Source organism: Oceanobacillus sp. FSL W7-1293 (assembly GCF_037969815.1).
Lineage (GTDB): Bacteria > Bacillota > Bacilli > Bacillales > Amphibacillaceae > Oceanobacillus > Oceanobacillus oncorhynchi.
In genome coordinates, this window is sequence record NZ_CP150212.1 from 2,081,141 (window position 1) to 2,104,329 (window position 23,189).

23 protein-coding genes are annotated in these 23,189 nt (G+C 39.6%); 14 read left to right on the forward strand and 9 right to left on the reverse strand.

All coding sequences use genetic code 11. From position 1 onward, the window contains the following. Positions 1 to 254 precede the first annotated feature (254 nt). Positions 255 to 404: a hypothetical protein gene (locus MKY65_RS10270; RefSeq protein ID WP_339184518.1), complete on the reverse strand. Its 150-nt coding sequence runs from the start codon at positions 402 to 404 to the stop codon at positions 255 to 257. Between the two features lie 381 nt (positions 405 to 785). Between MKY65_RS10270 and MKY65_RS10275 the strand changes: the two genes are divergently transcribed. Next, positions 786 to 1,769: a DUF3231 family protein gene (locus tag MKY65_RS10275; protein ID WP_339184520.1), complete on the forward strand. Its 984-nt coding sequence runs from the start codon at positions 786 to 788 to the stop codon at positions 1,767 to 1,769. A gap of 209 nt (positions 1,770 to 1,978) precedes the next feature. On the opposite strand, the gene MKY65_RS10280 is transcribed toward MKY65_RS10275, so the two are convergent. Continuing rightward, positions 1,979 to 2,194: a hypothetical protein gene (locus MKY65_RS10280; protein ID WP_339184522.1), complete on the reverse strand. Its 216-nt coding sequence runs from the start codon at positions 2,192 to 2,194 to the stop codon at positions 1,979 to 1,981. Between the two features lie 255 nt (positions 2,195 to 2,449). Here MKY65_RS10280 and MKY65_RS10285 point away from each other — a divergent pair, with 255 nt between their 5' ends. Then, positions 2,450 to 3,076 (forward strand): spore coat protein, encoded by a 627-nt coding sequence (locus tag MKY65_RS10285; protein WP_339184524.1) that lies wholly within the window; start codon positions 2,450 to 2,452, stop codon positions 3,074 to 3,076. 109 nt (positions 3,077 to 3,185) lie between these two features. Beyond that, on the forward strand, positions 3,186 to 5,246 hold the full coding sequence (locus MKY65_RS10290) for a catalase (protein WP_339184526.1): 2,061 nt from the start codon (positions 3,186 to 3,188) through the stop codon (positions 5,244 to 5,246). Between the two features lie 80 nt (positions 5,247 to 5,326). Here MKY65_RS10290 and MKY65_RS10295 read toward each other — a convergent pair whose 3' ends face one another. Next, the gene (locus tag MKY65_RS10295) at positions 5,327 to 5,665 is read right to left on the reverse strand and encodes a DUF4363 family protein (protein WP_339184528.1); all 339 of its coding nucleotides are present in this window, start codon (positions 5,663 to 5,665) and stop codon (positions 5,327 to 5,329) included. Between the two features lie 91 nt (positions 5,666 to 5,756). Here MKY65_RS10295 and MKY65_RS10300 point away from each other — a divergent pair, with 91 nt between their 5' ends. Both MKY65_RS10300 and MKY65_RS10305 read left to right on the forward strand, forming a co-directional pair. After that, entirely contained in the window at positions 5,757 to 6,617 is an 861-nt protein-coding gene (locus tag MKY65_RS10300) for a DUF421 domain-containing protein (protein WP_339184530.1), read from the forward strand. A 344-nt stretch (positions 6,618 to 6,961) separates the two neighbouring features. Next, positions 6,962 to 7,495: an Rpn family recombination-promoting nuclease/putative transposase gene (locus tag MKY65_RS10305; protein ID WP_339185200.1), complete on the forward strand. Its 534-nt coding sequence runs from the start codon at positions 6,962 to 6,964 to the stop codon at positions 7,493 to 7,495. A 187-nt stretch (positions 7,496 to 7,682) separates the two neighbouring features. On the opposite strand, the gene MKY65_RS10310 is transcribed toward MKY65_RS10305, so the two are convergent. Further along, entirely contained in the window at positions 7,683 to 7,847 is a 165-nt protein-coding gene (locus tag MKY65_RS10310) for a hypothetical protein (RefSeq protein WP_339184532.1), read from the reverse strand. A 144-nt stretch (positions 7,848 to 7,991) separates the two neighbouring features. On the opposite strand from MKY65_RS10310, the gene MKY65_RS10315 reads away from it, so the two are divergent. Then, complete coding sequence (locus tag MKY65_RS10315; protein WP_042533622.1) at positions 7,992 to 8,990, forward strand: SDR family oxidoreductase; 999 nt, start codon at positions 7,992 to 7,994, stop codon at positions 8,988 to 8,990. A 260-nt stretch (positions 8,991 to 9,250) separates the two neighbouring features. Here the strand turns inward: MKY65_RS10315 and MKY65_RS10320 are convergent, their stop codons facing one another. Next, entirely contained in the window at positions 9,251 to 9,403 is a 153-nt protein-coding gene (locus MKY65_RS10320; RefSeq protein ID WP_175297052.1) for a hypothetical protein, read from the reverse strand. A gap of 661 nt (positions 9,404 to 10,064) precedes the next feature. Between MKY65_RS10320 and MKY65_RS10325 the strand changes: the two genes are divergently transcribed. The 6 genes from MKY65_RS10325 to MKY65_RS10350 all read left to right on the forward strand — a co-directional run bounded on the left by MKY65_RS10325 (position 10,065) and on the right by MKY65_RS10350 (position 15,984). Further along, complete coding sequence (locus tag MKY65_RS10325) at positions 10,065 to 10,466, forward strand: DUF2642 domain-containing protein (protein ID WP_193064075.1); 402 nt, start codon at positions 10,065 to 10,067, stop codon at positions 10,464 to 10,466. A 13-nt stretch (positions 10,467 to 10,479) separates the two neighbouring features. After that, positions 10,480 to 10,692: a hypothetical protein gene (locus MKY65_RS10330; RefSeq protein ID WP_339184536.1), complete on the forward strand. Its 213-nt coding sequence runs from the start codon at positions 10,480 to 10,482 to the stop codon at positions 10,690 to 10,692. Positions 10,693 to 10,952: 260 nt separating this feature from the next. Continuing rightward, on the forward strand, positions 10,953 to 12,107 hold the full coding sequence (gene sat, locus MKY65_RS10335; protein ID WP_339184538.1) for a sulfate adenylyltransferase: 1,155 nt from the start codon (positions 10,953 to 10,955) through the stop codon (positions 12,105 to 12,107). A gap of 55 nt (positions 12,108 to 12,162) precedes the next feature. Beyond that, positions 12,163 to 13,941, forward strand: a complete 1,779-nt coding sequence (locus tag MKY65_RS10340) for an SLC13 family permease (RefSeq protein WP_339184540.1) — start codon at positions 12,163 to 12,165, stop codon at positions 13,939 to 13,941. A gap of 12 nt (positions 13,942 to 13,953) precedes the next feature. Next, entirely contained in the window at positions 13,954 to 14,562 is a 609-nt protein-coding gene (gene cysC / locus MKY65_RS10345) for an adenylyl-sulfate kinase (RefSeq protein WP_339184542.1), read from the forward strand. Positions 14,563 to 14,991: 429 nt separating this feature from the next. Continuing rightward, a complete protein-coding gene (locus tag MKY65_RS10350; protein WP_339184544.1) occupies positions 14,992 to 15,984 on the forward strand; it encodes a polysaccharide biosynthesis protein in 993 nt (330 codons plus the stop codon). A gap of 183 nt (positions 15,985 to 16,167) precedes the next feature. Here the strand turns inward: MKY65_RS10350 and MKY65_RS10355 are convergent, their stop codons facing one another. From MKY65_RS10355 to MKY65_RS10365, 3 genes are all read right to left on the reverse strand, one after another. After that, positions 16,168 to 17,094 carry a glycosyltransferase gene (locus tag MKY65_RS10355; RefSeq protein ID WP_339184546.1) on the reverse strand — a complete coding sequence of 309 codons (927 nt, stop codon included), beginning with the start codon at positions 17,092 to 17,094 and terminating at the stop codon, positions 16,168 to 16,170. Positions 17,095 to 17,208: 114 nt separating this feature from the next. Next, positions 17,209 to 17,946: a sulfotransferase domain-containing protein gene (locus tag MKY65_RS10360; protein ID WP_339184547.1), complete on the reverse strand. Its 738-nt coding sequence runs from the start codon at positions 17,944 to 17,946 to the stop codon at positions 17,209 to 17,211. A gap of 7 nt (positions 17,947 to 17,953) precedes the next feature. Continuing rightward, positions 17,954 to 19,096, reverse strand: a complete 1,143-nt coding sequence (locus tag MKY65_RS10365) for an NAD-dependent epimerase/dehydratase family protein (protein WP_339184549.1) — start codon at positions 19,094 to 19,096, stop codon at positions 17,954 to 17,956. Between the two features lie 167 nt (positions 19,097 to 19,263). On the opposite strand from MKY65_RS10365, the gene MKY65_RS10370 reads away from it, so the two are divergent. After that, positions 19,264 to 20,364, forward strand: a complete 1,101-nt coding sequence (locus MKY65_RS10370) for a glycosyltransferase family 61 protein (RefSeq protein ID WP_339184551.1) — start codon at positions 19,264 to 19,266, stop codon at positions 20,362 to 20,364. Between the two features lie 59 nt (positions 20,365 to 20,423). Here the strand turns inward: MKY65_RS10370 and MKY65_RS10375 are convergent, their stop codons facing one another. Continuing rightward, positions 20,424 to 21,701, reverse strand: coding sequence for a glycosyltransferase family A protein (locus MKY65_RS10375; RefSeq protein ID WP_339184553.1), 1,278 nt, complete (start codon positions 21,699 to 21,701; stop codon positions 20,424 to 20,426). Positions 21,702 to 22,015: 314 nt separating this feature from the next. Here MKY65_RS10375 and MKY65_RS10380 point away from each other — a divergent pair, with 314 nt between their 5' ends. Further along, on the forward strand, positions 22,016 to 23,107 hold the full coding sequence (locus MKY65_RS10380; protein WP_339184554.1) for a glycosyltransferase family 2 protein: 1,092 nt from the start codon (positions 22,016 to 22,018) through the stop codon (positions 23,105 to 23,107). Positions 23,108 to 23,189: the final 82 nt, after the last annotated feature.

Sequence of the window (23,189 nt, forward strand, 5' to 3'; positions counted from 1 at the left end):
AGTTCGCGACGTCCTGGGGTTGCGATTACTCACCCCACCGAAAACATTTGTCGCAACGTCTGCACTAGCACATCCTGGGACTGGGACTGCGATTACTCGTCCCATCGAAGTGCTTTTGCGATTACTCGCCCCATCGGAAACATTTGTGCGTCGAAAAACTCCCACTGAGTTAAGTTTCGTTTTATTTGTAATGATACAATACGTGTTGAGGACAATTGGTTAGAAAAATACTGTTACTAAAGACATTGATCTTTTTAATCTTTATTATATTCCGCTTCCTGCTGCCGTTCTTCTGAGCAAATAAAACAATACAAGCGGCCCTGTTCGTTTACACCATCTAAAAAGCCGTCTTTACAGTAAATTTCTTTATTGCATGTTACACATGTACCTATATATTCCTTCATCCAGTCCCCTCATTTCTTCCTTTTATTTTCGGATATAAAATCCACTGCTTCTGTATAAATATATCATCTGCCATTCGTTTACATTCTTTTTTTGTTTCATGGTTTACAGCCTCAATTTCTAGTTTATTTACAATGTTATCATGCCGATAGGGCTGTGTCTTTTCTTTGGGAACATAAATAATCTGCCTGACAAAGGACAAAAATGCATAAGTACAACCGGTGCAGTATGAACATCACGTTAAGCGCATGAGATAGTGCGGATTGGATGAGATGCCAAGAATATCTCTTATCGTTTTGGGGTGCAGGAATATGTATACATTCATAAAAAAACCAAATACTACTTTTTAAAGCGAATAATAAATATAGGGAGGCAACGCGCTAATGCCCAATAAACCTAAAATGACTTCCTCAGAACTCGGTGCTCTGTGGATGACGTATCAGAAGAAAACATTGATTCTTCGATATTTGGAATATTTTATAGAAACTGCAGAGAATGAAAAAGCCCGAAATCTCATGTCAGGATTATGGGAAGTACTTCATCCCAAAGTCGAAGAAATGCAAATGATGATTCAAGCGGAAGGCGCAGCATCCCCCAAAGGTTTTACGCATGAAGATGTGTACCTGAACGCACCAAGATTATATGAAAATGGTTTTGATATTATGCTTTGCCGGATATTAAAAAAGCTCAGTCTGTCTATGTACGCTCTGCATATAACCGTTTCTTATCGCGAAGATATTATTAAGCTTTATATGGATATTATTCAAATTTCGCAGACCTATTATAATCATTTCACTCAATATTTACTGGAAGAAGGACTTCTTCCCCGTCCAAACTATATTTCTATGCCGAAGTCGGTAGATTACATTACGGACAAGAATTACACGAAAGGGACAAATATTTTTGGCAATAAACGCACCCTGAATACGGTAGAATTTTCATACCTTTATCAAAGTATTGAGGTTAATATTACCGGTATGCAATTGATGGCGGGTTTTGCCCAATGTGCCAAGGATAAAGAGGTACAAAAATATTTTACAAAAGGGAAGGAGCTTTCTAAAGAAATTTTAAATGAAACAGGGGAAATTCTTCTCCGGGATGATATTCAGTCACCAGCTACCCCTGGAGGTACCGTGACAAGTTCAACAACGGCGCCTTTTTCAGATAAACTCATGATGATGACAACCTTCTTTTTCTGTAACGTATCTCTTGGATCCCAAAGCTTCGGTGCTAATTTCAGTATGCGTAATGATTTGAATGCGAGTCTTGGAATAAAGGCTAAAGATATTTATCAATACGCAAGGGAAGGGTTAACGATTATGCTCAATAATGGCTGGATGGAGGAGCCGCCGAAAATGGATGTATGAACAGTAAAATCTATTTCTTTTTCTTTCCTGTTCTTTAGACTTTGTTTCGAAGCAAGAGGCTCAGCAATAAAAAAAAGAAACTCCATCGTATCATCCGTAATTTATCACGGAGAACCGTCCGTAAAACTCCCGCAGAGTGAAGTTTCGTTTTATTGCAAGAAAATGACCCGCGCTCCAGATGATTGGTGCGCGGGTCATTATTTTTACTATTAAGATTCTGATTGCTGGGTCATGATGGCACTTTGAACTTGACTTACCGTTGTTTGAGCTGAAGCAATTTCAGTAGAAGCCTGCTTAATCGCTTCTTGGGCCAGTGCTTGATCTGAGGTGCTTTTTTCGATAGCCTGTGTTAACAATTCCTGCGTTAATGTAACAATTGCTTTCGCTTGAGTTAATTGGTTTACATCAATTGATTGTTGAGCCATTAGAATCTCCCCTTTGTAATAATTATTTCTTGTATATCTTGTACATATTTAAAAAATATATGAGCCATCTTAAATCCAATTTTTTCAGCTGTTGGCACATTCGAATGATGTTAAATTTTATCCGGTAATTATTTGCTTTTCTTTTGTTCCAGCAGTCATTTCTTTTACATTTTCTTCGATGATTAAAAAAAAGCGTATATTTGACCATTATTTTAGCACCATATTATTGAAGGAAAACGAACTAGGAGGATTTTTATGGAAAATAACCAAATGCAAAACGAGCAAATGAATACAAATGCTGTCCCGCCGCAAATGAACCACGGAGGCCATGAAATGTTTGATGTTCACGAGGTGTTATCAGGAGCAATTAATACGATGAACACCTTTACAATGCTGAACGAGCATGTCAGGGATCCGGAGCTTCGCGATATTTTAGAACGTCAAAAAGCGTTCATGCAAGAGGAGTATAATATTACGCTAGAATCTTTTAAAACAGGACAAAAGCCTGCAGAACCTACACAAACTTATGAAATGAAGCAAGATAATCAGTTCACTTATGGATTAAAAGCTTCGCAGCCGAAAAAGCCAATGCAAGCATCCACAGAAATCAATGATGAAACAATTGCTAACAGCATGTTAAATGCCGTTAAATCAACTGTGCCAGCCAAAGCAGGAGCAGCCCTGGAGGTTACGAATCCCGTGGTTCGCAGAGTGCTTGCAGATTCTGTACCCAATTGTATTGAAATGGCTTATGAAATTTCTCTATACCAAAACAAACATGGATATTATCAGGTTCCGCAGCTGACACCGCAAGATATGATGCAGATGCAGGAAGGGTATGCACCTGCTGCTGTACCATCGCAAAAACCCCCTTTACATTAAAAACTGGCCCCTCCTGTTTTTTGAGGGGCATATTGTTTAGCTGCGATTTTAATCAATTGTCAGCTTAAACAATAACGTGTTATTCCATTTAGAAAGGGAGTTCGACCATATGATAAATGAAGATAAAAAAATAAATGCAAATAGTAAAAATGAACAATTAGAATATTTTCGGAGTGCGGATAGCGAGGATAAAGAGCTGACCACGAATCAAGGTGTGAAATTATCGGAGGATGAGGAATCTTTAACAGCCGGGGAAAGAGGCCCTACCTTAATGGAAGATTTCCATTTCCGTGAAAAAATGACCCACTTCGATCATGAGCGAATCCCGGAACGTGTTGTGCACGCACGCGGCTTCTCTGCTCATGGAGAATTCGAGTTATATGAATCGATGAAACCTTATACGAAAGCAAAATTTCTGCAAAATCCGAATGTAAAAACCCCAGTCTTCACCCGTTTTTCTACGGTTGTCGGTTCACGCGGCTCTAAGGATACCCCCAGAGATGTTAGAGGATTTGCAACGAAATTCTATACAGAGGAAGGAAACTTTGACTTAGTTGCCAACAATTTTCCTATCTTTTTTATTCAAGATGGTATGAAATTTCCTGATGTTGTCCACGCCATCAAACCTGAGCCGCATAATGAAATGCCGCAAGCAAGCGGTGCTCATGATACTTTTTGGGATTGGGTTTCACAAAATCAGGAGAGTGCACACATGGTTATGTGGCTGATGAGTGATCGGGCGATTCCCAGAAGCTTTCGAATGATGGAAGGATTTGGTGTTCACACGTTTCGATTTGTGAACGATGAGGGCAAAGCTCATTTTGTTAAGTTTCATTGGAAACCGGTATTAGGGACTCATTCCCTTGTGTGGGATGAAGCGGAAATACTAGGCGGGAAAGATCCTGATTTTAACCGCCGTGATCTGTGGGAATCCATTAATATGGGGAATTATGCGGAATACGAGCTAGGTGTCCAAATTTTAGAAGAAAAAGAAGAGTTTAACTTTGATTTTGATATTCTTGATTCCACGAAACTTTGGCCGGAAGAGGATGTTCCTGTCCGTATTATTGGAAAAATGACCTTAAATCGAAATGTAGATAATGTTTTTGCGGAGAATGAACAAGTTGCTTTTCATGTGGGGAATGTTGTACCTGGAATCGACTTTACGAATGATCCGTTGCTGCAAACACGCTTATTTTCCTATACGGATACCCAGCTGCTCCGTCTTGGCGGTCCAAACTTTCATGAGATACCGATTAACCGCCCTGTTTGTCCGTTCCATAATAACCAGCGGGATGGGTTTCACAGACAAACGATTAATAAGGGACAAGTCTCTTATCGAAATAATGCTTTAGCAGGTAATTCACCGCATACAGTAGATGAAAAGAGTGGCGGATTTGCCCACTATCAGGAAAAGGTTGAGGGAAGAAAAATTCAATCCCGGAGTAAAAGCTTTGAAGACCACTTCAGTCAAGCCAAATTATTTTGGAATAGCATGAGTAATGCGGAAAAGCAGCATATTATTGATGGATTTAGTTTTGAAGTTGGAAAAGTACAGTATAAGCCGGTGCAACAAAAGATTGTCGATATGTTCGGTAAAGTGGATCACGGGCTGGCTGCTGCGATTGCACAAAAACTTGATGTGAGCGTACCGCCTGCCAATATTCAAAGCAAGGTAACTAAAACGTCGCCTGCATTAAGTCAGGAGAACACACCAAAGTTAGCAGAAACGCGTAAAACAGCTGTCATTATTTCAGATGGATTTAATGGGGCGGAGGTAAAAAAAGTTATTGAGAATCTGCAAGCAGCCAAGGTTCAAGTTGCGATATTAAGTGACAGACTGGGCTCTATCACAGCAGATGACAACAGTACACTTAAAGCGAAGCATACCTTTCTTACGGATTCGTCGGTTGCTTTTGATGCTGTGTATATTGCCGGAGGAATGAAAGCAGATAAAATGTTTGAGAAAAAGGCTAAAATGTTTATGCAGGAAGCCTTTGATCATTTCAAACCGATTGCTGTCTCGAACGAAGGGGAGCAGTGGTTTAAAGAAAAGCAATTACCAAGTAAAACGGGTGTTGTTATCAATAAGCAGCAGCCAGATGATTTTTCCAAGCAATTCATTGATGCAATTGCAGCGCATCGCTTCTGGGACAGAAGTATATTATAAGGAAGAAAAAGGGTTCTCTGCATGTAAGAGAGACCTTTTTTTCTTTAATAAGTGTCGTGTAGCTGTGTTGCCAATTTGAATTATAAGGAATAAATATCCTCCAAAAATGATCTGACAGTAGCAAGTTCAAGCCTGGTACTTGTTGAATCATTTTCCTTAGCTGCCGCGATAAGATTGTTAATACTTTCATGCAATCCTTCATACTCATCCTCATCACCTATTAATTGGATTTTCCATTTATGATTTTTGAAAATATTTTTTAGCTCTTCCGCTTGAGTTGTAATTTCATCCCATTTTGGCTCGTTTAAAGATTGTTCCAGCTGATCAATATGGTCAAAGAAATAATTTCCTCCGACTTGATTTTCGCATCCGGAAAGGACGATGAATAAAAGCGTAAAAATGATTATTTGCTTTTTCATTTCTCATTCTCCTCGTATTAATGAATCGTTATCTCTAGTTTGTCCGATAATACTAATATATTACGTATTTTAGAAAGTTGAGGGATAGGAAATGCCTGAGATTGTATTGGTACTAATCCGTTCCATAGCTGCCTTCTTTTTATTATTTTTAATGGCGCGGATGATGGGAAAAAAGCAAATTTCACAGCTCACTTTTTTTGATTATTGTGTGGGAATTACTATCGGTTCCATAGCTGCTGCGTTATCAGTGGACCAGAATGTAAAAATTATTAATGGATTAGTGTCACTGACTATTTGGGGGTTTTTCCCGATTATTCTAGCGTACCTTGGGATGAAATCAATTATTTTTTCAAAGATAACGGATGGTAAAGCAACGATATTAATTCGAAATGGGGAGGTATTAGATAAGAATATGAAGAAGAGTCTAATAACAATTAATGAGCTATTAATGCTATTAAGGGAAAAAGGAACGTTTAAAGTTTCTGATGTAGAAATGGCTGTTTTAGAAACAAATGGAGAGCTGAGTGTTATGTTGAAGACCAATCAACAGCCGGTTACTCCGCAGACATTAGGCGTTCCATTAGAACAGGAGCATGGTCCTGCCATCTTAATTATGGACGGTAAAATAATGAAAAAGAGTTTGGAGAATCTTGGTTACTCGAAGGAATGGTTAATAGGAGAAGTCCAAAAACAGGGAGCTGAGGAGGTAAGAGATGTTTTTTTAGCTCAAATTGATTCTCGCGGCAGCTTGTATGTTGATTTATATGAGGACCAATATACAAAAACGGAGGTAGAAGAAAGACCACTGCTAGCAGCTTCACTAAAGAAAATACAGGCTGATTTAGAGGGATTTTCACTACAGACAGATGATCCGGCAGCTAAGAAATTATATACTGAGCAAGCAGCTGAGGTTCAAAAAGTGCTGGATACGATCTTGCCTTATTTGAAGTAAAGGAAGCGGAAGTTTTTTTGAGCTGCTGTAGACTGATTGATTTCTGACCTAGGTATATCTGCTTTTGCTGCTTTAAACGTGTTGATGTTATTTTAGCCGGAATTCATATAGATAATCCGTACATATCATTTTTAAATTTATGTAATAACTTTCAGATTTTTCATGGCATTCTTCCCTTGTTCATTGGTAATAGTGTAATTTTGTGTTTATTCAGAAAAACGATATACTATAGCTATAAATGAAAACTTACTTTCGCAAGAGATTCCGTTCTTTCTCCGCGAAGAAATTTTGTGATAAATTACTGCAAGGGTGGTATAGTTGGGTGAACAAAATCAATCATTCCCATTCTTTTTTACCACGGTGAACAAAAATGGGAAGAAACGAAAAAAGTAAGTGATTGGATTACTGGATACGAACATTTCCCGCCATATATCCAGAAATACGTCCCCGATTATGATTTTATTTATTATAATTTCTCTTTAAGAGGCGATCAAGAAGTAAAAGGAAATCCAAAGTTACAAGCATACTTGGAATTATCCAAACATATTTTCATCAAAGATATGGAAGTATTATTGGATGTTATTATGACAGTAGACGAATTGTTAAACGAATATGATCCATCTTATTTTGACACCGTAATGATTTATCTGTTACATGTCCGTGATGACTTGTCAGTGGAGACTGTAAAGGAGCGGTTAACAATAGAAGGGAGGAAACGGTTAATGTCTATTGCCGAAAAAATAAGAAATGAAGGTATGGAAGAAGAAAAAATAAAAGTAGCTAAAAAGTTACTTCTGTTAAAAATAGATGAAGAACAAATAAAGGAAGCAACAGAACTAACAGCACAAGAAATAGAACAAATTAAGAAAGACCTATAGTCAAGATATGGCGGAAAAGACATGGCATTTACTCACGAATATTTAGGAGTAAATGCCATTTTTATTAATGCCGATTCATTCAGGTAACCACAGTCCCAGTAGCAGCCAATTACACTGCGATAAACAGCAATAGCTTATCATTAAAAACTTTCCCGCAGTAAACCACTTGATTTCTGTCATTTTTCTCTTAGTTGACGTGCGGATAAAAAGGTTCATATACAGGATCGGTATAATATGGCGGTCTGATTTTAATCGACGGTGTTTTCCAGCTATAGTTCAAATAGTGCATTTCCAGCTTTTCTGCTTTATTTTCTAATAAGCGTTTGACCTTAGGGTAAAATTCAAATTCCAACTTACTGCCTCCTTCTGTAAAATTCTATGTTGTTTTACGGGGCGTGTTTTACATATGCATGGGAAACGAAAGGGCCTAAATGCCATATTGCTTCACATATGCAGCCGCCTAATCATAGCCTATGAAAAGGAGGGAGAGATCGTTATGAAAAACAAAAATAATGACCGGGATCTATCCTTATCAGAGGAAGCGCTAAAACAAATTCGGGCATACCAGCAATGGTTTGAAGAAAATAAAATAGAAGATCCTTATCCGTATTACCCGATATACGGTAAAATTACGCAATACGAAGAGGTGCCTCTTACACAACCGGAGCAAAGACAGTTGGTTCAGCCGGGCGTTGAAAAATTAATGGTGCCCAAACCGATTATTGAGAATCCCAATTATAAGGGCAGTGGGAAATTAAAAGGAAAGGTTGCGCTGATAACAGGCGGAGACAGCGGGATGGGCGCAGCGGCAGCAATTGCTTTTGCGAAAGAAGGCGCTGACGTTGCCATTGCCTATTTAAATGAGCACGAGGATGCTAACCGGACCAAAAGAAGGATCGAGGAGCTTGACCAAAAATGCTTATTATTACCAGGAGATTTACGTGAAAAAAAGCAGTGTGAACATATTGTTATGGAAACAATAAATCATTTTAATAAATTGGATGTACTATGTAACCATGTCGGGATTCAATTTCAGCAAAATGATGTGACTGAAATTACCGATGAACAATTTGATCAAACCTTCAAATTGAATATTTACTCGCATTTTTACACTACGAGAGCAGCACTGCCTCATTTAAAAGCGGGCAGCTCCATTATCGGAACGTCCTCTGTAGTTACTTATGCAGGAGAGCCTTTATTAATGGATTATGCGGCTACCAAAGGAGCTATTGTCGGATGGACACGTTCTTTAGCCAAAAACATTGCTAAACGACAGATTCGCGTCAATGCGATTGCCCCAGGACGAATTTGGACACCACTAATTCCAGCAAGCTTTTCTGCAGATGAAAATGCCTTGACTGGAGGGAATTTATTTGGCCGGATGGCTCAGCCTTTTGAAGTAGCGCCGACCTTTGTTTACCTGGCATCAGATGATTCCAGGCATGTCACTGGTCAAGTGCTTCATGTAGACGGGGGAGAGTCCACCAATTCCTAAGCATGGTATATATAGAAGGAAGATATTAAAAATAAATTTAAAGGATACTGCGGTTTCGGATATTTTTTCTTAAAAAAATGGAAAAACATAATCAAATTCCAAGTCCTTTAAAACGGTCAAGGTACTGTAATCTCCAAAGTCTATGAACAATCACTTCAAATTAATGGGAGACATGAAATCTGTTTAGTTAAGAGCTCAAATAAGCTTACTTCCTAATTCATGAAGCCATCAAACATTAAATGAGGCTTCATGAATATTCATTATTGATTTCCTTTACCGCCCCAATCGTCCCGCTGAGGATGTTCAAATGGTTTGTCTTGCTGCTGCTCATCTTGTGAAGTACCGCATCCAAACAACATTCCTGCAGAAAGGATGCAAGTAATCATACATATAGTCAGTTTTTTGAATTTCATTGCTATCACCTCACTTCAATGATAGATCTCCCATTTTAATGATTTCCTTTTTCTCGAATCTTATGCTTATAAAAAGACTAATAAATATATCATGAAAAATAGAATGCAGTTTTGTTTTATGATTTTCGTCCAGCCCTTTGTGTTCAGAAAACGATATTTTAATGAATGTGTACAATCTAACCGATTAAAAAGAACATAAATTATTTTATATCTAAATGAAAGGAGTGTTATTTATAACATGAAACAGACGTTTTTCTGAAAAAGTCCATTCCACTTCCTATTAAGTAAAGGGTGAGGCTTAAAGAATGTTGCTCTGATATATAGCAATAACGACTCTAAATACTGGGACAAACACTCTGGTATAACTGCTGCATAAGAGGGGATACAGTCTAACCATGGCAAGTAAAGTTACAGCAGAATGGGGAATCTTTCAATCTTCGGAATACGTCGAGATTTCATGCGTAGACGCACAAATAGCAAATTCCTTGCAAAGCAGTACCCAAATGGTGAGGACAGCCCGTCTGGGTGTTGACGCTAAAAGGAATAAATGAGGAGGGATATCAGCTGTAAGCAAGGAGCAGTTGATTTCTCAATTATGTTGTGGGTTTTCTAATTACTGAAAAGACGACCCCAAAAACATCATGGAAAGGAATGAACAAGCTTGGCTAATTTAACAGAACGGCAAAGAAGGTTAGTAAATTTGTTAAACCAGTTATCACAAAATTTAGTTACGGCCAATAGTGCCAATGATAGCAATAATGACAGCACACTAAGTAATAGCTTTTCTCTAAATCTGCCCGGATTTAGTCTGGATTCTAATAATAATCTAAATTTGGGTTTTGGTAACTGGGGAGGAGGAAAACCGACACCGCCCAGCACGCCGACGAACATCAGAGAAGTTCTGCTGGGCTTAGTAAACGAACAAGTGCAGGTCACTACTCCTTTTGACACAATCTCTGGAACGCTGCTTTCCGTTCAGGATGATTATGTTGTAATTATTGAAGCTTCTGGTGCACAGGCGCTGGTCCGAATTGAAAAAATTGAATTTGTCAGTAATTCGTAAAGGAGGAGTTTAAATGTTTCAAGCGACGTTTGCTGCTGAATTGGCAAATCGAATTGGATCAAGGGTCGAAGTAGCTACGGATAATAATTTGATCGAAGGTATTCTTTCCACAGTTACTGCAGATTTAGCCCTGGTTATCGATGTTACAAGCGGTTATGGAGATAATGTCAAAATATATATTTCAGTAGATGCAATCAACTTCGCCCGTTTTCCTGTAGCGGCGTAAAAGATTATTTCATGGAGAATAATCCGTGAAGATTCCACTGAATGAAGTTTCATTATATGAGCTTCCCATTTTGGGAGAATAGAGGGATAAAAGATACCCTGGCTTGATAGCCGGGGTATTCTATTCCTTTTAATTATTTTAATGATACCCCAGAGTCTTATTTCGGCGTTATTTGTGACTAAAAATGGTGTCACGCACTGTTTCGACCTATACTGCTGTAATATATTACTTTAATAAAATTGGAATTCGGAGGTTATTTTATGGTCAACCAGCCACATGGCGGAAGGTTAGTCTGCCGTGAGTTAACAGGAAAGGAAAGGGATGCAGCAACCGTAAATGCGAAAAAGCTTCCATTCATAACGGTGAATTCCTGGGTGCTTTCTGATATAGAACTGATTGGAACAGGGGGATTCAGTCCGCTGACCGGATTTATGGGGCAGGCTGATTATGAAAATGTTGTGGAGCATACACGTCTTGCGGACGGCACAATCTGGAGTATCCCGATTACATTGCCGGTAACAGAAGAGCAGGCTCGCCATTTTAACATTGGTGAACAAATTGCTCTTAAAGGGAAGGATGGCATCATTTATGGGACCATCACCTTGGAGGAGAAGTATGCCTACGATAAAAAGAAGGAAGCACTCCATATCTATGGGACAACGGATGCAGCACATCCAGGTGTGAAGAAAGTGTATGAAAAAGGAGCAGTTTATCTTAGCGGACCGATCACACTGCTTCAGCGTCCGGATCACAGCCAGTTTGCAGCGTATTATATGGATCCGGCCGAAACACGGCAAATGTTTGCAGATTTGGGCTGGAAAACAATCGTAGGATTCCAGACACGTAATCCGGTGCACCGCGCCCATGAATATATTCAAAAGACTGCTCTTGAAGCAGTAGATGGACTGCTGTTGAACCCGCTTGTCGGCGAAACCAAGTCGGATGATATCCCGGCTGATGTGCGGATGGAAAGCTACGAAGTGATTTTGAAAAATTACTATGTAAAAGACCGTGTACGCCTTGTTATCTATCCAGCCGCCATGCGTTATGCAGGGCCGAAAGAAGCGATATTGCATGCCATTGTCCGCAAAAATTACGGCTGCACGCACTTCATTGTAGGGCGTGACCATGCCGGTGTCGGTGATTACTACGGAACGTACGATGCGCAACTGCTGATGGCACAATATGAAGAAGAACTCGGTATTCAGATTTTTCCATTTGAGCATGCGTTTTACTGTAAGGTTTGTGAAAATATGGCATCTGGAAAAACATGCCCGCACGGCAGGGAAAACCATGTCCATTTAAGCGGTACAAAGGTGCGTGAAATGCTCCGTAATGGCAAACGTCCGCCAAAAGAGTTTTCACGTCCTGAGGTTGCCGATGTACTAATTAAAGGAATGGAGCGAAAACAATAAATCATGTTCAAAAATACTCTTTTTGAACATGTATGAAAAGAGGGTCTGATACCCAATGACATTGGAAATGATGTTTGTTCTGATTTTACTTCTGGCCATGTTTGCTGCACTGGTTTTCGAAGCTGCCCGGCCAGACATGGTTATTTTTTCCGTGCTGGTTATATTGATGCTATCCGGCATATTGACAGCTGAGGAGGCGTTGAGCGGCTTTTCCAATGAAGGAATGCTGACAGTTGCGTTATTATTCATTGTTGCGGGTGTGATACAGAAAACCGGTTTAATCCATCAAATGATGGAAAAATGGCTGCGAAACAGCCGCAGTCGCAGGGGTTCAATGATGCGATTTTTTGTGCCGACGTCGGCATTTTCGGCTTTTTTGAATAATACACCGATTGTGGTGACCCTCACCCCCATTATTAAAAAATGGTGTGAAGACCGCGGAATCGCTCCATCAAAGTTTTTGATCCCATTGTCATATGCTACTATTCTGGGCGGGATGATAACGCTAATGGGAACGTCTACCAATCTTGTTATTCATGGTTTACTGCTGGATTTTGGGTTGGAGGGGTTTTCGTTATTCACTTTAGCTGCCGTTGGCATTCCAGTAACGTTGGTCGGGCTCATTTATTTATTTACAATCGGATATAAATTGCTGCCGGATAACAAAGGCTTCAGCCAGAGACTGAAGGAAGAACCGAAGGAATATATTGCGGAAATGAAAGTAACAGAAGCTTTCGGGAAGCCTGGCAAGCGTGTAGAGCAAGTCGGCCTGCGAGATTTAAAAGGGCTTTATCTGATTGAGATTATCCGCGGGAAGGAACGGATTTCACCGGTCAGGTCCACAACGGTTATTCAAGTAGGGGACCGCTTGATTTTTACCGGCTTGATTTCAACCATTGCAGACCTGAAAAAGATAAAAGGGTTGGAGCTGGAAACAGGGACGAATATTGATCTGGATGATTTGAAGGATGGAACAATCAATTTAGTGGATGCTGTGGTTTCCGACCAGTCATCCCTTTTATCCAAGTCCATTAAACAGTCGCAGTTTCGTTCACGGTATGATGCTGGTGTCATTGCAGTACACCGGAATAATGAACGGATCAAGAGCAAAATTGGGGATATCGTTTTGAAGCCCGGGGATTCCTTATTGCTTTTGACCGGAACAGATTTTGTTGAGAAATACCAGCGGTCGAATGATTTTTTTGTTGTATCTTCGTTGGATACCCCCGCAGTCCTGAAACAGAGTGCAAAAAAAAGCTGGTTTTCCATTCTCATGCTGCTCGGGATGATTGGGGCAGTAACTCTTGGATGGCTCAGTATGTTTAAAGCGATGGCATTAGCTGTATTAGTATTTTTGGCTGCGAAAATTATTACACCTCAAGAAGCTAAAAAATATGTTCACTTCAATGTATTATTGCTGATTGCCAGTTCATTCGGGATTGGCGCAGCGATGAGAAAAACAGGACTGGCGGAATGGATCGCAGATGTCTTGTTGGACGTTGGCAAGCCGTTGGGGCTGCTGATTATATTGTTTATGATCTATTTCTTGACGAATTTGTTCACAGAAATGGTAAGCAATAGCACAGCGGCTGTTATCATGCTTCCGATTGGAATGGAAATGGCACACACACTTCAAGTCGATCCAATGGGAATAGCTGTCCTTATTGCGATAGCCGCTTCGGCAAGTTTTGTTACACCAATCGGTTACCAGACAAATCTGATTGTATATGGCCCTGGCGGATATACGTTTACAGATTACGTAAAAGCAGGACTTCCGCTAAGTCTAATCGTCATGGTGATGTCTGTTTTGATTATTTATCAACAATGGTTTTAGGAGGAATTGTTTATGCCTGAATCAGAAAATATAAAATGGCATTATTCGAAAGTAACAAAAGAACATCGGAGGCGTTTGAATAACCATAAGAGTGCTGTAATATGGTTCACCGGGCTGTCCGGTTCCGGAAAATCGACTATTTCGGTTGAACTGGAAAAAGAATTGCATCACTTAGGTGTCCGGACTTATCGTTTGGACGGAGATAATATCCGCCATGGATTGAATAAAGACCTTGGCTTTAGGCCGGAAGAACGTAAAGAAAATATCCGCCGGATTGGGGAAGTATCCAAGCTGATGGCAGATGCCGGATTGGTTGTATTGACAGCATTCATCTCACCGTATCGTGCAGATCGTGATGATGTACGTAACCTGATGGAACATGGGGAATTTATTGAGGTATTTGTAGATGCAAGTATCGAAACATGTGAATTGCGTGATCCCAAAGGACTTTATAAAAAAGTACGTGCTGGTAAGCTTACAGGGTTTACTGGAATCGATGCACCTTATGAAGCTCCGGAGAAGCCGGAAATTACAGTGAGTACGGATGTAGAGAGTATAGAGAAATCGGTACAGACAATCATTTCTTATTTGAGAATGAAAGGATACCTCATCAGTGATTAATATAAACGGAGGACTGCGCTGGATATATCACTGGAAATCAACGGTCTTCTAAACAATTTAATAGTCTTGTTAATCTAGCTGATTAACCTCGCTAATCTTCCAGTATTTTTAATAGGGTTGTACGTCATATGCAAAAATGGTCAGCATCTAATGAAAGGCTCTAACTATATGGACAGCAAATTTGGACCCGCAGCAGCTGCCTCTTTTATCTTTATTTAAACGTCTATCATGTACAGTCTACTAGTTTTTTCATAAATTGATTTAGAACCTATTTGAATGTAATGATGTCAGTAACTAAGCAGGGAATAAACGAACGTTGATACCTGTTTGAGGGAAATTCCTGTCATCCAAGTCATCAGTGGTGTTCCAATGTATCTATTATCCTGATGATAAAAACAATAGGCATTATTCCTGGAGGAGTGTTTAAATGTGTTTCAAAATACAACGATATTGATTACCGGAGGAACCGGTTCCTGGGGACATGAACTTGTCAAAAAGCTGCTTTCATTTCAACCGAAGGAAATAAGGATTTTTTCACGTAATGAATTTGCTCAGGTAAAAATGAAAAGAGAATTCTTGGATAATCCTTGCTTAAAATTTGTGATTGGAGATGTAAGAGATTTTGAAGCGGTAAATGGAGCAGCAAAAAATGTGGACTATCTATTCCATCTTTCCGCACTGAAGCATGTACCCATATGTGAAGAACAGCCTTTAGAAGCGTTAAAAACCAATGTAAACGGAACGGAGAATATCATCAAAGCAAGTTTAAACCAAAAAGTGAAGAAAGTCATTGACGTTTCCACAGATAAAGCAGTGGAACCAGTCAACTTTTATGGACTGACAAAAGCAATCGGGGAAAAATTAATCATTCAGGCTGACCAATTAAGCGATCATACGCGCTTTGTCTGTATCCGCGGAGGCAATGTTATTGGGACAAATGGCAGTGCGATTCCGTTTTTTAAAGAACAGATTGTCAAACATCACACCGTGCCGCTTACATCCAGAGAAATGACGCGTTTTTTCCTGACGGTTTCGCAAGCCATTGATTTACTGATATATGCTTCCGAAAAAGCAGTTGGCGGGGAAATATTTGTTATGAAGATGAAAGCATGTGAGATTGTCGATTTAATTGGTGTTCTGGAAAAACACTTTGCTGAAAAAGCAATTCATATGAAGGAAATTGGCATTCGTCCAGGTGAGAAAATCCATGAAGTATTAGTGTCAAATTCGGAATCCCGGAACGCTTATAAATATGATGAAAATTACTATGTTATTTTGCCAGACAATGCTTCCGAAGAGGTGAAGAAAAGGTATGCCGGCTTACCAAAGGCAGGATTCACCCGATACCAATCGGATGATGAATTAATGTCATTCAGTGAAATTGAACAAATTCTTATCAAGGCAAATGTTATTACAGTTTAAGCTCTTTTTTAATACAACAATCTGTAAAGAGGTACAAAAGGAATGGAACATATTCAAAAACACTAATTTTAGGGATGGACCTGGGACAGCCCCCAGAAAAAAATGAAAAATAGTGAGCTCTCCTGTAAAGGAAGACTCACTATTTTTTTGATGGGTTTTTAAAATAAAAGCTAACATAAGTCCTTATAATATGCTCCTTATCTGCCGGGTTAATTGCTCTGCCCGATGAGCGGTTGAATGATGATTATGAACAAAGCGCCAGCCAGCTTCGGTTATTTGTTCCCGTTCTTTCGGATGTTGCAGATAGTATGCCGCTTTTTCCGAAAAGTTTTCCTCGTTTATATCCACAAAATGCTTTCCCGGTATCAAGCCAATCTCCTCAAGCTCTGGTAAGGTCGGCGCCATTAACAAGGTGCGGCACGCCGGCACCTCAAAATATTTAAAAGTCACAACCTGACGTACGGAGCCGCAGGCAAAAAATAATTTCGCCTGATTGATGGTCCTGGCATAATTTTCGCCAATTAATGATTGCTCCGCCTGTTCGCTTGTAAAATCTCGCCATCCCGGGTGAGGACGATGATAAAAATGAGGACTTTCTTGATAATGCTGTAATATCTTTTCTCTTAACGGGTAGATCTGCGGGAAGGCTATTTCACCCAGCATCATCAAATCGATTGTTTTCACATTGCCATAGTCTTTAAAGATGGAGGTATTCACGAATTGGGGGAGAAAAAATACCTGATGCTGTTTTTGGTGAGGGTAATGCTGGTAAAAATTATGCCGGCATATGACAAAGAATGTCTTGATTTGATTACGCGCTATAAACCTTCTTCTTTGTTCCACAAAACGATGCGCATCATTTACCATCAGACCTGCAGGCGTGTCAATATCGGCTAAGCCTGTAACAACAGGGGCAAATGTTTTCCCTACATCATTTATAATTAAAATAAAATCCGGTTTGTCAGATACTTTACGCAATATTTTTTTAATCGGACCAGATTTTCGATACACCATTAAATTTGTCACTTTTGCTAATTCCTGCTCCAAATCAGCATAATTATTATTCGTAAAGCGAGAAGTATCGGCCGCAATCAATAATAGATTTAGCATTGGTTCATCACCCCTTCCTGAAGTAAAAACGCCTTCTAGATTTAGAAGACGTCTTGATTTAGCGTTTTATCATAGAGAACCGACCGTAAAATTCCCACTGGATGAAGTTTCGTGTTATTTATACCCTAGTCTTGATAAAGTCTTATCAAAAGCTTTATTGATTTGCTGCTGCTGTTCTTGGCTTAAAACCGATTTCCATTTATTTGCCTTGCCTTCTCTTACAAAAGGCAGCGCAGGATTGGTAAATTGCGAAGACCCATTTATATGCTCTTTTTGTTTTTCTTCCAATGCCTTCATATTATCGAAAGAAGCCCAATGGACTGCTTCATTGATTTCTTGTTTGGTTCTGTCTAAGTGTAAAAAGTTTATTATTCTTTTTGCTTCTTTCGCCGCGTCTGCAAGAAGATTTTCATATTTCACAAGCAGAAAGCCGTTTTTGACCTTCTCCTGATTATCGAGCCAGCTTTCTATCTGCGTGTCCCACATTCCGGGCACAATATCGCCCTTCATAAAAGCAACAAAAAAAGCATCAAAGTCACGGCTTTCTCCATGATATTTCTGGAAATGATGATAATAGGAAATAACAACATCCCTTGGATCCCTTACCAGGTAAATTACTTGAGGATAGGATGGGTCATAACTGTCATGGCTCCATACAAGATGCGGGGAAGGGAGATTTTCGATTGGTTCGCTTGCTACATTCTGAATCATCTCTCCTTTCGTGGCCCAGTCCATTTTTTTTCGATATAATAATGTGGCGACGAGAAATAATAAGAAGTTATTTCCCGACTTTGGATAGGCTACAAGACAAATATCGTCTTTTTGACATATATATGTTTGATTCGTTGACATGAGGTTATCATCCTTTCTGTTCATCCGTTTTATTTGGCTGAACATCTAATGAGATTGTATCCGGGTTCTCCGGATCAAATATTTCATTGGCCCAAAACAAAACAATTATTTCTTCTTCCGTTATGTTTTCAATGGAATGAGTATACCCTGGAGGGATGTCTACTATTTCAATATTTTGACCTGTAACCTGATAGGTGAGCTGGTTGTCCGAATCAATCTTCCTTAATTTAATGCGTGCTTCTCCTTTAATAACACAAAATTTTTCTACTTTTGTATGGTGATAATGGTTTCCTCTTGTAACACCCTGACGTGATGTTGATATAAAAACCTGCCCGGCCTGCTGTGATTTGATTAATTCAACTAAACTCCCTCTCTCGTCCCGGTGGGCAGGTAATGCATAGGATAAGTTATCCGCTTCTAAATAAGACAGATAGGTCGTATAAAGGTATTTTGTGAATGTATCAGACAGGTCAGGGATAATCAGAGATTCTCGTACGTTCTTTATTTCATAAAGCTTTTGAGCGAGCTCACCTACCGTCGTTTGGAAGGTCTGGTTAATATGGTTATAGAGCAGCTTATCCTGTTTTTTCTGATTAAGGCAATCTATAAAACTGTCTATGACATCATCAATATATACGAGGTCAAGCTTTTTATCAGCGTCATGGATTTCAATCTCTTTATCATGGGAAATTTCATGACAGAAGGTAGCGACCACCGAGTTATAATGCGGCCTGCACCATTTGCCGAAGACACCTGGCAAACGGTAAATGCACACATCTGCACCAGTCTCTATACGATAATTTTGAAGCACTTCTTCTGCAGCTTTTTTACTCAAACCATAAGGTGTATTCCCCTCTGCTTGAATGGATGAGGTAAAAATTATTTTCGGTGTTTTATGATGTTTTTTTAAATAGCTGACAATGGATTCGGTCAATCCTCTATTAACACTAGCAAACGCATCGCTATTTTGGGGTCTGTTCACTCCCGCCAAATGATAGATGATATCCGAATCGTTTAAATACGCATGCAGCAGTGACAGGTCGTCCCCATGATGATATTGCTTGAGAGAAACACCTTTTTCCCTCTGTAATCTATCAACCAGATTCTTGCCAATAAATCCGCCTGCACCGGTTACGGTTACGTTTATCATGTTTATATTCCTCCTGTTTCTATTACCCACGCAATGGTCCAATTGGTAACAGCTGGACGATTGTTCAACACTTTTAAATACTTTTCTACATATTATGGAGTACGCTGCGAAATGTGAAAAAATAGGGCATAGGCAAGGTTGTTAATTGAAAAAGAGGGGATGTATATATGGCAGATTTATCTATTCATACAAAGGATTGGCTGGAAAAAACAACGCCAAAAGAGAATATACATGATGTTTACAAGGAATTCTATACAGATGAAACCGTAACCTATACGCTACCAAAAGGAGACTCGCCAGAATGGGTCGACTGGGTAAAGCCGCCAATGTTTGGAGAGCGTCATAAGTTTGACAAAGCTTATGTTTCAAAGATAAAAAATGGAAGTGTATGGATGTGCGACAAAGGGGAGGGCATGGTTTATACACTGGCCCCTGACAACACGTACTTTCACGATATGGTTTTTCATTTATATTGGAATTATTTTGAGAAGATTGCAGTTAACTCCATTCCTTCCGCTTCCCCTTATGAGGGAACATTGGGGGTTTTAGCTTGGGCCGGCCATAACAATTACTGGCATTGGCTGCATGATACGCTGGGACGCTATCATTTACTGCAGCTCAGCGGAGTTAAGATAGATAAATATGTGCTTCCTCCTCTGACATTGCCATTTCAGCGGGAGACCATCCGAATACTCGGCATTCCAGAGGAAAAAATCTTACAGCTTACACCGGGAACGCATGTGAAAGCAGAACAGCTGATTTTGCCATCTGTGCCATTCAATGCAGGAACTTGTGTGAAATGGACAATTGAATTTCTCCGAAGCGCATTATTGAAGAAGGATTCCTATCGCCCTGGAAATCCCGAAAAGCGAATCTATATCAGCCGGGAGGATGCTTCGTGGAGAAAGGTTGCCAATGAAGGAAAGCTTTTGGAGCTTTTGACTAGAAAAGGATTCAAAAAAATTGTATTGAGTACGTTGACGGTAGAGGAGCAAATTGCTCTCTTTTCCTCGGCCGACGTAATCATAAGTCCAAACGGTGCCGGACTTGCAAACCTTATGTTTTGTCAGCCGCGGACAAAAATCATTCAATTATTTACAGCTACATCAGACGAATTTATAAAAATTGGACAATACCTGGATTTGGATTATCGTTTTTTGAAGTGCAGGAATGCCAATCCCGTCTCCACAGAGCATGAAGTTATCAAAAACCTCGTGGTGGATGTGAAAAAAATAGCTGAGATTTTGAAGGAGGAAGGGATAGATTAGTAAGGAGTATTTCAAAAATGCAGGCGCTCAGAGAAGCACCTGCATTTTTGAAGGCATTGTTATTTCAGCAATCTCAAAAATTCATTCCAGTCTGAACGGCTGGTTCTGGTTATGCTTTCCTTATGCTCCCGTACATTATATACCGTAAAATCATGATACTGAAAACGAGCGCTCTGAATCAATTGATTTAATACGCTCACATCCTCATAAAGCTTTCCTTCTTTAAATGTTATCACAGGAAATCCTCCAATTCTTTTTAAAGCAGAAGTGCGGTATATCCTTGGTCCGAGAGGGAATCGATAGGAAAGAAGGTCAGCTCTTCCATGGATATGCCTTCCCTTTGCTATTCCTTTAAAAAGAACATCTCCCGCCAGCTGCTTCCACTTTCGAAGGTTTCCATATAATACGGATACATTTTCAGAGAGAGTTGCCAGACGTTTTTTTATACTGGAAACAGCGTCCGGATCCAGCCAATCATCTGCATCAAGTTCTAAGATGAAATCGGATGTCACGTGAGGTAATAAATGGTTGAGAGCGACAGCTTTTCCCTCGTTCTTTTTTTCAAAAAGTTTCACCAGCTGTCCGTCGTGCCATCGTTTGAGCCGATGATAGGAATTGTCTGTTGAGCCGTCATCCATAATTAGTATCTGTTCCGGCAATTCATTTTGAAGCAGGCAGGAGACAACTGCCGTTTCTGCATGATTTTCCATATTATAATTGGAAAGGATGACAGATAGACTTGGATTTGCTGTTTGGATTTTATTCAGCTGGTACTTCTCTATGAATTTTTGTTTTTCTAATGTGCTGGTTGAATTGCTTCTTCTTGACTGCAGCACCAGGCCTTCTTCATAGCGTCCTTTTAAACTCGATTTATCAGCAAGCCAGGCTGGCAAAAGAGCCTCCTTAAACGGCAGCTGGGTGTTTAATAGAAATTGCTGGTTTTTAAGAAAAGGAGCAGACACTAGAAATGGCCGATGAATTACACGGTTTCGATTCTGGAAGCTGGTTGTTAAAAATAACTCGGATGGGGAAAGGCAGAGAGAATTTTCCTGAATAGCAGGAGAAAGGTAATCTGTATCATGTAGAAATAATACATAGGGGCTGGTAATATTTTGAATCACCTCATTCAATGTTTTCCCGGGATCATTCTCTTTGTATATAATCGATTGGGCTTGCTTCATAGAAGTAAAATCCAGCATTTCAGTTAAAGATACGTTTTGTTCATGGAGAACCATCACAGCATGCAATCTGGACTCGATCCTTTTTAAAGATGCTAACGCTTTCTGAATGGCTGCTCCTTCAGAATAAAGAATGAGAATTGCGGTGATATCCTTCAATCAAAAGCCTCCGTTCTTTTACAAGATTTCTATTTATTTAGATGGAAGATAACGGACGCTAACTCCCTGAATCACTCAGCTAATCATTCAGTGGAAGAAAAGCAAAAACTCCCGTCGAATGAGGTTTCGTATTATATATATGAAGCCATTCTAATTTTATCCCCTGCGAGTAATTACAGAGGCCTCCGCAGTCTTCTTTTCGATTGGATATTTAAACTAAAAAGGTCCATACAACCATTTTTCTATTCTCCGTTTCCGATAACTGCTTCTCAACATATATTATTATATCTTGTGTATTGGTGGTGTAGATATATATGATAAAAGTAAGCCTTTGTATGATTGTAAAAAATGAAGAAGAGATGCTGCGGCAATGTTTGGACAGTGTAAATGACCTTTGTGAGGAAATCATCATTGTCGATACCGGTTCAACAGACAAAACGAAAGAAATTGCGGGGGAGTACACAGATAAAGTAATTGACTTTAAATGGATCGATGACTTTTCAGCTGCCAGAAACTTTGCCTTCAAGCAAGCAGCCTTACCTTATATATTATGGCTGGATGCAGACGATGTGTTGCAGGAAGCTGATCAGATAAAATTTAAAAAGCTGAAGGAAGAGCTGGATGAATCCGTGGATGCTGTTTCGATGCTGTATCATATTGCCTTTGATGAGTTTGGCAATCCGACCTTTAGTTATCGAAGGAATCGTCTGGTAAAACGGGACCGGAACTTCAAATGGATCGGTCCGGTTCATGAATATTTAGAGGTACATGGAAATGTTATTTCATCCGATATTGCTGTAACACATCGGAAGGAAGATAAATCCGCTGCGAACACAATAAACGACCGTAATTTAAAAATTTATGAAAAAAGATTGGAAAAAGGGGAAGCATTTAGTCCGAGAGATTTATTTTATTATGCAAATGAATTAAAAGATCATGGATTGTATCAAAAATCGGTTATTTATTATCGGGAGTTTTTAGCAACAAAAAAAGGCTGGGTGGAAGATGAGATTCGTGCCTGTATCAATATGGCTGTGTGTTACCGGATGCTCGGAAATGCAGAAAAAGAAATAGAGGCGCTTGTGCTCTCTATTTCCTATGATATTCCGAGGCCTGAGGTTTCCTGCCGAATTGGTGATTTATATAAGGGGCGAAATTTATTCCGAAAAGCAATTATCTGGTACCGGCTTGCGGTAGAAGTCGAGACAGATGATTATCAAGGATTTCAGCAGCAGAGCTATGCGACGTGGTATCCGCATCTCCAGCTTTGTGTCTGTTATTGGCAGATAGGGGAGAAGGAATTAGCGGAGGTGCATAATCAAAAAGCAAAATACTACCGGCCAAATGATAGCCAAGTGTTATACAATGAAACGTTCTTTAAGGAATATAAGGAAAAGCACAGTTAAACAACAAAAATAAATTTAAGAAAGCAGAGAAAGAAATAATACGAAATGGGTGGTGTGAAATCTAAAAAAAGGTGTGTACACC

What these genes read in the sequence shown, in the direction of transcription:
- MKY65_RS10270 (WP_339184518.1), bottom strand. Translation starts at nt 404, where the DNA reads ATGAAGGAATATATAGGTACATGTGTAACATGCAATAAAGAAATTTAC.
- MKY65_RS10275 (WP_339184520.1), top strand. Translation starts at nt 786, where the DNA reads ATGCCCAATAAACCTAAAATGACTTCCTCAGAACTCGGTGCTCTGTGG.
- MKY65_RS10280 (WP_339184522.1), bottom strand. Translation starts at nt 2,194, where the DNA reads ATGGCTCAACAATCAATTGATGTAAACCAATTAACTCAAGCGAAAGCA.
- MKY65_RS10285 (WP_339184524.1), top strand. Translation starts at nt 2,450, where the DNA reads ATGGAAAATAACCAAATGCAAAACGAGCAAATGAATACAAATGCTGTC.
- MKY65_RS10290 (WP_339184526.1), top strand. Translation starts at nt 3,186, where the DNA reads ATGATAAATGAAGATAAAAAAATAAATGCAAATAGTAAAAATGAACAA.
- MKY65_RS10295 (WP_339184528.1), bottom strand. Translation starts at nt 5,665, where the DNA reads ATGAAAAAGCAAATAATCATTTTTACGCTTTTATTCATCGTCCTTTCC.
- MKY65_RS10300 (WP_339184530.1), top strand. Translation starts at nt 5,757, where the DNA reads ATGCCTGAGATTGTATTGGTACTAATCCGTTCCATAGCTGCCTTCTTT.
- MKY65_RS10315 (WP_042533622.1), top strand. Translation starts at nt 7,992, where the DNA reads ATGAAAAACAAAAATAATGACCGGGATCTATCCTTATCAGAGGAAGCG.
- MKY65_RS10320 (WP_175297052.1), bottom strand. Translation starts at nt 9,403, where the DNA reads ATGAAATTCAAAAAACTGACTATATGTATGATTACTTGCATCCTTTCT.
- MKY65_RS10330 (WP_339184536.1), top strand. Translation starts at nt 10,480, where the DNA reads ATGTTTCAAGCGACGTTTGCTGCTGAATTGGCAAATCGAATTGGATCA.
- sat (WP_339184538.1), top strand. Translation starts at nt 10,953, where the DNA reads ATGGTCAACCAGCCACATGGCGGAAGGTTAGTCTGCCGTGAGTTAACA.
- MKY65_RS10340 (WP_339184540.1), top strand. Translation starts at nt 12,163, where the DNA reads ATGACATTGGAAATGATGTTTGTTCTGATTTTACTTCTGGCCATGTTT.
- cysC (WP_339184542.1), top strand. Translation starts at nt 13,954, where the DNA reads ATGCCTGAATCAGAAAATATAAAATGGCATTATTCGAAAGTAACAAAA.
- MKY65_RS10355 (WP_339184546.1), bottom strand. Translation starts at nt 17,094, where the DNA reads ATGCTAAATCTATTATTGATTGCGGCCGATACTTCTCGCTTTACGAAT.
- MKY65_RS10360 (WP_339184547.1), bottom strand. Translation starts at nt 17,946, where the DNA reads ATGTCAACGAATCAAACATATATATGTCAAAAAGACGATATTTGTCTT.
- MKY65_RS10365 (WP_339184549.1), bottom strand. Translation starts at nt 19,096, where the DNA reads ATGATAAACGTAACCGTAACCGGTGCAGGCGGATTTATTGGCAAGAAT.
- MKY65_RS10370 (WP_339184551.1), top strand. Translation starts at nt 19,264, where the DNA reads ATGGCAGATTTATCTATTCATACAAAGGATTGGCTGGAAAAAACAACG.
- MKY65_RS10380 (WP_339184554.1), top strand. Translation starts at nt 22,016, where the DNA reads ATGATAAAAGTAAGCCTTTGTATGATTGTAAAAAATGAAGAAGAGATG.